This window comes from Terribacillus sp. DMT04, from assembly GCF_019056395.1.
Classification (GTDB): domain Bacteria; phylum Bacillota; class Bacilli; order Bacillales; family Amphibacillaceae; genus Terribacillus; species Terribacillus aidingensis_A.
Genome location: NZ_CP077639.1, coordinates 287,088 through 299,349, shown reverse-complemented (window position 1 = coordinate 299,349; position 12,262 = coordinate 287,088). Strand labels below are relative to the sequence as shown.

Annotated in this window: 13 protein-coding genes and 2 riboswitches; of the genes, 2 read left to right on the top strand and 11 right to left on the bottom strand. The window is 42.8% G+C overall.

All coding sequences use genetic code 11. The annotated features are described in order from the left end of the window. The 9 genes from thiS to KS242_RS01620 form a co-directional block, all read right to left on the bottom strand. Positions 1–204, bottom strand: a complete 204-nt coding sequence (gene thiS, locus KS242_RS01660; RefSeq protein WP_217322724.1) for a sulfur carrier protein ThiS — start codon at positions 202–204, stop codon at positions 1–3. Further along, positions 201–1,319, bottom strand: a complete 1,119-nt coding sequence (thiO, locus tag KS242_RS01655; protein ID WP_217322723.1) for a glycine oxidase ThiO — start codon at positions 1,317–1,319, stop codon at positions 201–203. Before thiO ends, thiS begins: the two co-directional genes overlap by 4 nt. Continuing rightward, positions 1,306–1,956, bottom strand: a complete 651-nt coding sequence (locus tag KS242_RS01650) for a thiamine phosphate synthase (protein ID WP_254391770.1) — start codon at positions 1,954–1,956, stop codon at positions 1,306–1,308. Before KS242_RS01650 ends, thiO begins: the two co-directional genes overlap by 14 nt. A 70-nt stretch (positions 1,957–2,026) precedes the next feature. Then, a riboswitch (TPP riboswitch) is annotated at positions 2,027–2,138 on the bottom strand. Positions 2,139–2,236: 98 nt separating this feature from the next. Next, positions 2,237–3,019: an SDR family oxidoreductase gene (locus KS242_RS01645; protein ID WP_217322722.1), complete on the bottom strand. Its 783-nt coding sequence runs from the start codon at positions 3,017–3,019 to the stop codon at positions 2,237–2,239. Beyond that, positions 3,006–3,794, bottom strand: coding sequence for an SDR family NAD(P)-dependent oxidoreductase (locus tag KS242_RS01640; RefSeq protein ID WP_254391769.1), 789 nt, complete (start codon positions 3,792–3,794; stop codon positions 3,006–3,008). Before KS242_RS01640 ends, KS242_RS01645 begins: the two co-directional genes overlap by 14 nt. Before the next feature lie 110 nt (positions 3,795–3,904). Beyond that, positions 3,905–4,453 carry a DinB family protein gene (locus KS242_RS01635; protein ID WP_254391768.1) on the bottom strand — a complete coding sequence of 183 codons (549 nt, stop codon included), beginning with the start codon at positions 4,451–4,453 and terminating at the stop codon, positions 3,905–3,907. Continuing rightward, positions 4,447–4,941 carry an NUDIX hydrolase gene (locus KS242_RS01630; RefSeq protein ID WP_217322720.1) on the bottom strand — a complete coding sequence of 165 codons (495 nt, stop codon included), beginning with the start codon at positions 4,939–4,941 and terminating at the stop codon, positions 4,447–4,449. The genes KS242_RS01635 and KS242_RS01630 overlap by 7 nt, the downstream gene beginning before the upstream one ends. 6 nt (positions 4,942–4,947) lie before the next feature. Beyond that, complete coding sequence (locus KS242_RS01625) at positions 4,948–5,955, bottom strand: serine hydrolase domain-containing protein (protein ID WP_371747580.1); 1,008 nt, start codon at positions 5,953–5,955, stop codon at positions 4,948–4,950. A gap of 213 nt (positions 5,956–6,168) precedes the next feature. Continuing rightward, entirely contained in the window at positions 6,169–7,329 is a 1,161-nt protein-coding gene (locus tag KS242_RS01620; RefSeq protein ID WP_217322718.1) for an MFS transporter, read from the bottom strand. A 77-nt stretch (positions 7,330–7,406) separates the two neighbouring features. Beyond that, positions 7,407–7,506, bottom strand: a riboswitch (purine riboswitch). 137 nt (positions 7,507–7,643) lie between these two features. Between KS242_RS01620 and KS242_RS01615 the strand changes: the two genes are divergently transcribed. Further along, complete coding sequence (locus KS242_RS01615) at positions 7,644–7,958, top strand: ArsR/SmtB family transcription factor (protein WP_217322717.1); 315 nt, start codon at positions 7,644–7,646, stop codon at positions 7,956–7,958. 93 nt (positions 7,959–8,051) lie between these two features. Next, positions 8,052–9,221 (top strand): MFS transporter, encoded by a 1,170-nt coding sequence (locus tag KS242_RS01610; RefSeq protein ID WP_254391767.1) that lies wholly within the window; start codon positions 8,052–8,054, stop codon positions 9,219–9,221. Between the two features lie 23 nt (positions 9,222–9,244). On the opposite strand, the gene KS242_RS01605 is transcribed toward KS242_RS01610, so the two are convergent. Beyond that, positions 9,245–9,823: a GNAT family N-acetyltransferase gene (locus KS242_RS01605; RefSeq protein ID WP_217322715.1), complete on the bottom strand. Its 579-nt coding sequence runs from the start codon at positions 9,821–9,823 to the stop codon at positions 9,245–9,247. A gap of 147 nt (positions 9,824–9,970) precedes the next feature. After that, entirely contained in the window at positions 9,971–12,100 is a 2,130-nt protein-coding gene (locus tag KS242_RS01600; protein ID WP_217322714.1) for an EAL domain-containing protein, read from the bottom strand. Between the last annotated feature and the right edge of the window lie 162 nt (positions 12,101–12,262).

The window sequence follows — 12,262 nt, the reverse complement described above, 5'->3', positions numbered from 1 at the left end:
TCATCCTCCTCCTACGAAATGGATTAATTCTACTTGATCGCCATCTTTTATCGGCTGGTCGGTATAAGCAGCCTTATTGATAATCTCTTTATTCAACTCCACAATTACTATTCTATTTTCTAGGGACAGTGACGCTAACAGCTGTGCAATTGTATGAATCTCACCAGATAATTTCTGCTGCCTGCCATTTAGTTGAATTGTCACACCAATACCTCCTCATTGGAATACGGCCGATCCACCCGAAACGCTTCCTTCCATTGATCCGAAACGTCATTGCCGCTTAGCAAGTCAGCAATCATTTTCCCAGTTGCTGGTGCAAGCAGAATACCATTGCGCTGATGTCCAGCAGCAATAAACAACCCCTTCATTTTCGGGTGTTCTCCGATGATCGGCTTCCCATCGAATGTTTGTGGTCGGAGCCCCGCCCAGCTTCTGAGAAAAGGCATCTCATCAATATCCGGCAGCATCTGTCTCGCTTTTTCCATAACTGCCTGTATACCTCCAAGTGTCGGCTTGGTGGACCAATCATTCTCGACTTTTGTCGCTCCGATGATTAGTTCGTTGTTGTTTCGAGGAACAATATAATGCTGATCATGGAATAAGCTGCATGTGAGCGGAGCTTGTGTATTGGTAACAGCAATGCATTCCCCCTTTACAGGAAAGATTGGTGACCCCAAGCCTGTTTGCTCCAAGATAGAATTACTCCAAACGCCACTAGCAATAACGACGCGCTCTGCCTGCCATTTTCCCATGGAAGTTTGTAACTGATAGTGCCCGCCTTCCCGCTCTATCTTCTCAACGCGCGTATGCGTGTGAATTTCGGCACCGAGTACTTGCGCTGCAGAATGAAATCCGCTGCAGGCGATTGCAGGCATGACGTGCACATCTTCTTGCATATGAACAGCACCTAGAACGGATGCTGCTAATCTAGGGGTTTTATCTGTTAAAGATGCACGATCCAGCCACGTTACCCCTTCTAAGGAACACAATTTTAACAGGCTCGCTCTTTCTTCTTCTGTGAAGACAAGCTTTAACAATCCACCTGTACGGCGCTCTATATCTATTCCTGCTAAGGAGCGAATTTCTGCTTCTGCTTCTTCGTATAACTTTTGACTTGTACGCGCAAATGGATAAAGCGAAGTACCGAATTCCTTGTATTCCGAATGAGCGCCAAGCATACCCGCAGCTGCCTGCGTGGAACCTGACCCAATCTCGCCTGCTTCAAGCACATCAACCTGGTAACCTGCTTTCACCAAATAATAAGCAATTGCACTGCCGATGATGCCCCCTCCAACGACCGCTACTTCAGATTGCTTCAAGACGCAAACACTCCTCTTTTAGTTTCTTTACAGCTTCTACTGGATCTTTTGCTGAAAAAATACCACTCATAACAGCAGCACCATCTAGTTCAAGCGCTTTCAATTCTGCTAGCCGGTCTACGGTAATTCCTCCAATTCCAAACAACGGAATAGCAACGCGTCGCTGAATTTCAGCTAAATCGGATAATGGCAGCGGGTCTTTGCCTTTTTTACTGGCTGTCGGAAAACAATGTCCGTATATACTGTACGCTGCTCCGGCAGCCTCCGCCTGAACAGCTTCCTGAAGAGAATGGACCGGTACACCGAACTGAAAACCAGGATATTGTTTTTGTAACTCGAATAACGGAAGTCCGTGTCCTGGTATATGCGCCTGTTGCAAACCAAGCAGCAACGCCACATCCACCCGATCATTAATCCATAACTTGTGACCTGGCAATCCTTCTTTTGCTAACTCTCTGCAAAGCTGATAAATCACGCCCGCAGGTTTGCTTTTCTCTCGAATCTGTACATAATCAACATACGGGTGCACCTTTAACAAGATTCGAAGCAAGCCAGCTGCATCGTGCGCACCATCCGTTACTGCCATCAGTTTGATTATCATCACTCCTTGAATAGGAACAAGACCGGATGCACACAAAAAAACCACTCCCCCGTAGGAAAGTGGTGTGATATCTGCGAATAAATACATACAGAATGCATGCATGTAAAATCGAATGTCGACACTTTCCTACGCAGGTCCGAACCTGTTCAGGTTATGAGGGTTTAAAGAGTCATTACTCTTTGTCTCAGCCCTTATGAAGGGCTCCCCTAGTGTGAAACTTATGAACTTATCCATATCGTAACATAACTAACATATTATGCAAGATGTTTAGCAGAAAAGCAGAGACCATCAAACCACTCTAATGGTCGTCATCTACTTAGTATTTATAAGACTGTCCGCCATCAATCGGAACAACAGTTGCATTGATGAAATCTGCCTGACTTGAAAGAAGGAAAGCAACTAGATAACCTACTTCTTCTGGCTTTCCGAAGCGTTTCATCGGGTTAACACTGACAAATTCTTTACCTGCTTCTTCCCAGTTATCTCCGCCAATCTGACGTAAGGAACCTTCGACCATTGGTGTCATAATTGCACCTGGCGCAATTGCTTTGATACTGACACCGAACTGGCCGTATTCAATACCAGAGTTACGAGTCAAACCAACAACACCATGCTTGCTCGCCGCATAACCAGACTGATTGCCGACACCGCGAATTCCGCCAACAGAAGCAGTGTTAACAACAGAACCATAGCCCTGTTCCTTCATCACTTTAAGGACATGCTGCATACCATAGAAGACACCATTCAAGTTGATGTTAACAACACGATCGAACTCTTCTGTACCGTATTCTTCTGTTAAATTCTGTTTTCCTTCTACACCTGCATTATTAAAGAAGCTATCGATCTTGCCAAATTGCTCTACCGTTTGTTTCACATAAGCCTCAACTTCTGACTCATTCGCACAGTTCGCCTCAATCGTGATGACTTCAGCCTCAGGCGCTGCTGCCAAAATAGCTTGCTTCGTTTCTTCCATTCCTTCTTTATTCAAATCAACAAGCGCAAGCTTCGCTCCTTCTTTTGCTACCTGCACTGCTGCCGCACGACCTAATCCAGATCCTCCACCTGTTATTAAGACAACTTTCTCTTCAAAACGCTTCATGAAAATCTCTCCTATTAGTTTTTTTGATTGCAGTAAATCCGCCATCAATTGGCACAACCACACCATTTATATAAGGTGCATTGCCTGTCAGTAAGAAAGTCACAAGCTCAGCCACTTCCTCCGGCTTGCCTAGGCGCTTCTGCGGAATAGGTTCTGATGCATTGACAAATGCATCAGGATTTTTCTCCTTATATGCACGTACCATCGGCGTTTCAGTCGTACCAGGTGCAATTGCATTCACTACAATACCTTGTGCCGCATATTCCGCAGCCAATGTCTTTGTAATGCCTACCATCGCATGCTTCGTCGCCGAATATGTACCAACAGTTTCCTGGCCAACTACACCTGCTGTCGAGGATGTATTAACAATACGCCCTCCGCCATTGGCAAGCATCACTTCTAACACATATTTCAAACCGTAAAGTGCACCATTAAGGTTAATACCAAGTACCATATCAATCTGTTCAATCGTATTTTCTGCAAATTTAACGCCAGGACCAGAAATTCCCGCATTATTGTAAAACATATCAATAGTTCCAAATTCCTCTATCGTTTTATCTACATAAGCTTTCACTTCTTCAGCTTTGCTGACGTCTGCTTTTACAAATATTGCTTTTGCACCTATTTCTTGAACGAGATGAACTGTCTCCTGTCCAGCGCCATTAGATATATCAACTACAACGATGGAAACGCCTTCTTTAGCAAGTCGTAATGCCACAGCTTGTCCAAGTCCGCTGCCGCCACCTGTAATAACCGCCACTTTCCTTTCACTCACTGACAATCCCCTCCCCAGCAATAAGTATTAGGTTTATTTACCTATCCTACTCATAAAGATTACACCTATTCTGAAAATATAGTCAAGTCATACCTTCTCACTAATCTATACTATTTGATTTTGTAGTACTTTTCGCAAAGATTAAAATGATGCTGTTCATGAATTCCAATTAAGTGAATGCTCTGGATTAAGTTGGGGTAATGCGCAAGTGGGTCAGGGTAGCGGATATGACCGGCAGTCTCATTATCTATACTGCCGACCATTCTTTCTAAGCGATTCGTTTCATGATGAAGGTCTTGCTTTAACTGTTGGAACTGCAGCTTCGTGTGTATATCTTTAGGTGGCAGTAAGATGGAAGGAGCTCTCATCGGTTTACCGTGTTTGTTCCGATAAGCTTGATAAATATCTGCTATTTCTGTTTTATAAGGCCTGCGTTTCCCGGTTCTGATGAATCGTTTTGCCAAGGGGATATACGCTAAGTTAAGCTGTCGAAACCGCTTAAGCAGTAGATACAGATGGTAATACGTCTCGCCGATTGACCATTTATCTGGTAAAGGCCGCACCCACTCTTGATGCTGTTCAGCAAGGGTATGACCTCCGAATGCTTCTCTCTGCCAGTAAATACTTTCGAAGTGTCTTTTCATATAACTGCTTAACATAAGCTTGCCTCCTGCGCTTCGCTTTCCTTATAAATCAGGTGCTCCGGTACTGTTGGCAGTTGCAGCAGTCTTTCTTGCAGAAAAGCTGGTTTCACAGTTAATTCCTTCATTTTTTCAATAGGAATCCATTCATATTGGAAATCTGCCTCTTGTGACGAAACGACTTCAGCAGTTCCCGTAAGCTTATCTTCTGTATCTTGAATCAAATATATAAAGCTGAATTCATGAAATTGACGAAACCGGTATGTGAAGAAATTTTCTACCATCCAAAGCAACCGTTCCGCCTTAACTGTAATGCCCAATTCTTCTTCAAATTCTCGCTCAACCGCCTGTGCGGAATCCTCACCCAGCTGGATGCGTCCGCCAATCAGCGTCCAGAATGAGTCCTTCTTATTTTTATGCAGCAGTATATGATTATCTTTTACGATAATGCCTGCTGTCCGGCAGTTTAACGTTTGTTCTCCCAACGCTATTGTCAGATCCTGCATGTTTGTTTACCCCCACTGTGCTTCTAATGCCTGCACGATATAATATGGACCTGCATCATGGTTGGATGACACAACTACTTTTTGTTCTGTGTCCGGGTAATAAGCGCTGTGAAAACTCACTCCTGGGTCAAATCCAACTACATAATATTTCTTGATTTTAGCAGCATTTCTTTTCATCCAAATACCATATCCATATGAACTCTCTTTATCTACTTCAACATGAGGATGCAGCAATTGCTCTGTAACCTCGGCAGACAGCAGCTTATGCTGGAACAGAGCGTCCCAGAAAAGCACCATATCCGACACACTAACGTACACACCGCCATCTGCCCCGCCTCTTACAGGCAGTGCATAAATGTTCGACCGATAACCATCTTCTTCTTTTATATAACCAATCGCTGTGTTTCCTGGTAATTTATCAAAGGAAAAGTAACCGGCATCCGGCATACCAGCCGGGTTGAAGATATGCTTTTGAACAAATGCAGCAAAAGACTCCCCTGACAGCTCCTCCACTACTAAACCCAAAACAATAAAAGCAGCATTGTTGTAATAGAACCGGTCACCAGGAAAGAATTTCATTGGCTTCTCTTGGAATAAAGGCAAGAAATCTGAACCTGATCTCACGCGGTACATAGGCAGCTGCTCCCACAATGTCTCATAATCATCCATCTCTTCCTCATCAAAATAATCCGGCATGCCAGAGGTGTGTGTCAGCAGGTGGTGAATTGTAATATTTGGATGAAAATTAGGAAACTCGACTGTTGCCAAACACTCTTTTAATTTCTTGTTAAATGTCAGTTTTCCTTGCTCCACTAACTTGGCAATCGCTACGGCTGTGAAAATCTTTGCTCCTGAAGCAATACCAAAGCGTGTATGCTTATCAAACAACAGCTTTTCTTGCCTATTTCGATATCCGTTTTGGAAGAACTCCTGCCCATGCACACTCTTTACATAAGCAGCTCCAGAAAAATCTACTTTCTCTGCCGTCTCTTGCAGCCAGTGCATCTCTTTCATCTGTCTCATCCTCTCCTACTTCCATGTCATGTTATCATAATTGGAAGTATATTCTGGATATAAAAATAATGAATGAGGTTGCTTTTATGCGTAAAAGGCTATGACATCTTAAAAGTACCTGATTGTCATAACATATTAAAATCTTTCACAGAAAATCACCTGCAATTATAGAGAAAAGCGGACAAATCACTTGTCCGCTTTTCTTATTATCTATTAACTTTGTACCGCTTTTCGAACCGTGCTTCGCAAGGACCATACCCCGAAAGCAAGGGAGATAATAACCAACAGGCTGCCAACGTGAGCTGTTGTCTGCATAGAATGGGTAGCTCCATTCACAATGCCGCCTACTAATGATCCGAGTGAAATACCAATTTGCAATGCTGAGTTGTTAAAACTCTGATGGATACCTGCTGATTCGGAATCTGTTTCAACAATATAATTCTGTAATGGCGGTGCCAAACTCCAACTTAATGCGGCCCAAATTATCATCACGACAATAAATAATGGGAATGATACCGTAGAGAACGGAAGTGCAAATAAAATGACGGCAAATGATGCGACAACTAGAATGATGCTGACTTTGGAACCAAAACGGTCTGCCAAACTGCCGCCAAAAGCTCCTCCGCCAACTGCTGCGATACCAAAGATAAAGTAGCAAATACTAATCCACTGTGTATTCAGCCCTAGCTCAGATTCGAGGAAAGGTGTGAAATACGCATAGATTGTGTAATGACCTGCCAGCATAAACAGCATCGTCAAATGAGCTGTCAGCATCTTTTTGTTGCGCAGTGCTTTCAGCTGTGACTTCAAGGACTGCACTTGTTCCACTTCAATACGCTCAAGCGTGAAAGCAATCAAAACCATAGACAATAATGCCATTAAACCAATAAATAGGAACAGCATGCGCCAGCCAAATGCATCACTGACAATAATTCCAATTGGCACGCCAAGTACGAGCGAAGAGCTGATCCCCATATAAATAAGTCCAATCGCTTTGGCACGATGCTTGGGCTGAACAATTTTCGCTGCAATCGTTAAAGAAAGCACAATAATCAATGCTGTACTCATCGCTGTCAGAACACGCGCAATCATGACAAACAAGAAAGACGGGCTAATGTAGGTAATGATATTTCCTAAAACAAATATACCTAACGTCAGCAGCAGAAGCTTCTTTCGTTCAATATTTGCTGTTAATGTATAAAGAATTGGACCAGATAGTGCATAGACCAAAGCAAATACCGTAATCAACTGACCTGCTTGTCCAATTGATACGTTCAGATCATCCGCAATAGTCGGCAAAATCCCTCCAACAATTAATTCAACTAACCCTACCGATATAACGGAAATAGCTAATATAAAGACTCTGAAATTCAATAGATCAATTCCTTTCTATACGGAATACGAAGACGAACATGTTAGTCGTTTGCCTTTTTACACACAAAAAACTCCCTCATAACAGATAAAAAATCTGTAATCAGGGAGTTATGGCTCCTGGTAGAAACCCTCAAACCAAATTATTGAGGTTATACAGTGCAAAACGAACATATTCCATTTTCTTAAGAAATTATAGCAAGATACAGACATAACTGCAAGATGAACTGAGCAGTTCAGAATACAACACACCTTTTCCATAAAGTGTATACGTTTTTTGTTTGCTTTATCGGAAAACCTCGATATACAATAGACTTATGGATACTATCGATCTATTCAAAGCTTTGTCTAATGAGAAACGGTTGCAAATATTGCATTGGCTGAAAGAACCGGAGAAGCATTTTCCGAAACAGCAGGCGCATCTGCCAAAGGAGGTTCATTACAAAGGCGGTGTCTGTGTCGGCGACATTCAAGAAAAGGTCCAAGCTTCTCAATCCACGGTCTCCCAATACCTTGCCATGATGCAGCGCGCTGGATTATTGGAATCTATTCGTTATAACCAATGGACGTATTACCGCAGAAATGAAGAAACAATTCAGAAGCTAGCTGCATACCTAAATGAAGAATTGTAATATATTCCAAGAGATCCTATAGGGATTTCTTTTCTTTCCACTTCGAATATCGTTTTATTCCGATATATAAATATTAGAAAATGGAGTGACATGATGACTTTAACTAAAAAACAAACGTTCTTAGCATTTACTTTAACATTACTGACATTCGTAATGGGAACCAGTGAATTCGTTATCGTTGGCTTACTGACAGAAGTAGCGTCTGACTTAAATGTAACTGTCGCATCTGCAGGAACACTTGTGTCAGGATTTGCTATTGCCTATGCAATTGGTACACCTCTTTTAACTAGCTGGGTTAGTCGGTTTCCGAAATATCCCTTAATGCTTACACTTATTGTTGTCTTTATTTTAGGAAATGTCATTAGTGCATTAACATCTTCCTTTGGCGTATTACTAGCAGCACGTATTGTCACAGCAGCAGCAAGTGGTGTCCTTACTGCACTAGCAATGACAGTAGCGAGTGATACAATGCCCGCAGCGAAGCGTTCTTCTGTTATTGCTCTTATCTTCGCCGGCTTCACAATTTCCAATGTCCTAGGTGTGCCGCTTGGAACATTCATCGGGCAATTAGGCTCTTGGCATCTGACATTCTGGACAACTGCATTACTCGGGGTCATTGCTTTTCTTATCAGTTTGTTCATTTTACCAAAGACCGCAGCAAGCGAGAAAAGTTCCATATGGAAGCAGCTTGTACTATTCAAGAATCCAAAAATCCTAGTCGGCTTCTTCATCCCGACGTTCAGTATCGCAGGAACTTATACAATCTACACGTATATTACGCCCATCATTGAGGATGAATTAGGCATTGCATCCAGTTCTGTCGGTCTCGTCTTGCTGGCATACGGCCTATTTTCCATCGGCAGTAACTTTTTAGCTGGTAAAATTGCCGGCAGAAACGGTATCGGTGATCTCCGTTATGCGTTCATCATCCAAGCAATCATCATTGGATCCTTATATGTGACAATGAACATGACAATTGCTGGGTTGATCAGCATTATGCTCATGGCCATCATGATTTACGTTATGAATGCAACCATTCAAATTTATCTTATGGACAAAGCGGCAGCCTATTCTTCCGCAGCCAGAGATTTTGCATCCTCGCTGACTCCTGTATCAGTCAATATCGGTATTACACTTGGTTCTGCGCTAGGCGGGTTGGTATTTGCCTACGGGACCCTTCCGAACCTTGCAATCGTAGGTGGAATATGTGCCCTTATTGCCTCTTTACTATCATTTATCAGTTATCGAATAGAGAGCGAATAACGAAAAGACAGGTTGAATTAACTTCAACCTGTCTTTTTTGTATGAAAGAAATCAGATTTCGTTATGGCGTACATCTTTACATCACGCTGCTTTCCTTTTAAATAAAGCAAACTGCGTAATGTACCTTCAACTAGCATACCGGCTTTCTGCATCACTTTTTCTGACCCTTCGTTTTCAACCATGCATTTCGCCTGGATTCGTTCTAACTCCATCTTTTCAAAGCCAAACCGAATGACTTCCTTCACCGCTTCCGTCATATAACCACTGCCCCAGTATGGGCGAGCCATCACATAACCAATTTCTCCGACATGATCTTTCTGGTTCCAAGACACATAATTAATAGTACCTATCAGACGCTTGTACTCCTTATGTTCAATTCCCCAAAAGACAGCCTGATGATTTTCATATAAACTCAAGATAATATTCAAAAACTGCTGCGTATCGTCAATCGATTGATGCGTATTCCAAGTCGTAAATTCCGAAACAGCAGGATCAGAGCCGTAAGTAAATATTGCATCCACATCAGTAGGTGTTACTTTACGCAGGCGCAGACGCTCGGTTTCAAGAGCTGGCAGGTCCTCTAGTATATGTTCCGTTGGCATAATGATTTGTCCCCTTCTAAATAGATAAACAAACAAGTCTTTTTTATCACCATGCCACGATATGGATAAACTTTCAATAGTTCTCTCCCCATACCAGCAAAAAACTTCCTATGCACAGATGCTTACTGTACACGGGAAGTTAGATTTTCATTTTAACTTCGCCCGATACCTATTCTTTCCATCCTTTTTGGCTTGGTACAAGGCTTCATCTGCCCGCAGCAGCAGTTCGCGTTCTTTTGTACCATTTGCCGGATAAAATGCTAAACCGATACTAGAGGTTGTCTTGAATCTGTCTCTCCCTATACACCATTCATCTTGTATAGAGGCAAGCATACATGCTGCCATGCGTATGGCATCTTGCTCCTCCTTGATTTCCGGCAATAAGATAGTAAATTCATCTCCTCCTTGTCGGGAAAACACATCACAAGACCGTACACACCCTTTCACTCGGCGTGTAAATTCGACCAACAGCTTATCTCCAATTTCGTGGCCAAATGTATCGTTAATAGATTTGAAGTTATCCAAATCCAGATACATCAGCGCCATTTTATTGCCGTTCCGCTTCGCTTCTTCCAGTGCTTGCTCTAGTTTCTCTTTAAACAGACGACGATTTGGCAAGCCTGTCAATGTATCATGATAAGCCATATGCGTTAGCTTCTCCTCATAAACCAAACGCTCCGTTATGTCTCTGGAGACAACAAGAAAGTGTTCAAATCTCCCATTTTCGTCAAAGATCGGATTAGCCTTCGCCTCCAGCCAAATCCAATCGCCACTTACATTTTTAAATCGAAACTGAAACACCCCTCCTTGTTTTGTCTGTACCATCTTTCCCAGCTGCTGCCGTACCTTTTGCCGATCATCTGCATGCATGAATACACTTGCATGCTGCCCCTCATATGCTTCAGACGGAAAACCAAGAACCGTCACATGGGATGGCGAGGCATATTTGAAATTGCCGTCCCAATCTATCAGGCAAACCAAGTCTGTCATGTTCTCCGCAATTAAACGATACCTAGCTTCACTCTGTCGCAATGCCTCTTCAGCCTTGTTACTCCGGGGAAACTCTTGCTGCACTTCATCTGTATCCGTTATATCAACAGAGCATCCGATTACTTCAACAACCTTTCCATTCTTTGAAATTGGCCGTAACGAAGTAATATATTGGATGCCGTCTACATCCGATTCATACGAAACATTTCTTTCCCCATTCCATGCGCGCTGATAATACGTTAACTTCCTGGCTGCTTCTTCAGCCGGGAGAAAGTCCTGCAACTCTCTTCCAACGAGCTGCTCTGGCGTGAACTGCATTCGGTAAAGAAGTTCACCTTCACTAAACGTATGAACAAACCGTCCATGATCATTTACATACTTAAAAATCATCCCTTGCTGCTTTCGCATCGCTTCCTGCAACTCAAGATTTGTTCTTTCTATTCCCCATTGGAACCACATCTGCCTGCTCGACTCTTCCGAAAGACCTTCTGATAAGATAATTCGTTCAAAAGTTTGCATGTTTTTGGCAAATCCGGCTGCAGAAACAGGTTTGCTAAAGAGATAGCCTTGCCCTTCATCACACAAGTTCTGCTGCAGAAAAATCAAATGATCCTTGGATTCCATGCCCTCTGCAATCACTTCCAGTTTCAGTTGATGCGCCATTGCAATAATTGTTTTTACAATCGTAGCGTCTTTGGCGTCGATGGTACAATTCCGCACAAACGAGCGGTCTATTTTAATAGTATCTATCGGAAACTCTTTCAAATGATACAGAGAACTATAGCCCGTACCAAAGTCATCGAGACTGATGCAGACTCCAATCTGCTTTAACTTATGCAGCATAGGCAGGACAAACTCCACATCCATCGTCATAGACTCTGTAATCTCGAGTTCTAAATATTCCGGTGCGAGCCCCGTTTCTTTTAGAATGTTCTCTACTTTTTCTGCTATATCACCTTGATACAGCTGACTAGCGGATAAGTTGACCGCCATAATCAACGGTTCAAGCCCCATCTCCTGCCACATCTTATTCTGTTTGCACGCTGAATGAAGCACCCATTCTCCAATCGGCCGAATCAAACCTGTTTCTTCAGCAAACGGAATGAATTCCAACGGCGATATTGTTCCCATAATAGGATGTTCCCAACGCAGCAACGCCTCTGCACCGATGACTTTGCCCGTCCGCAGCTGAAGCTTTGGCTGATATAGAAGATAAAACTCATCATTCTCAAGGGCCTGAAGCAGCGCCGCTTTTCTATCTGTTTCATTCATATTCGTTAAATCCACTATCGCGACACCTCATTCTGCTAAGTCTTTTTCTAATGATGCTGGTTTGCATTGCGATATGTTTTTGCTAACTAATACGGCTGATAGAGCCGCTATATTTCTAATGATTATACAATCTAATCCGACAATATACGATACTTTCTGCCATAACAAATAAAGGAA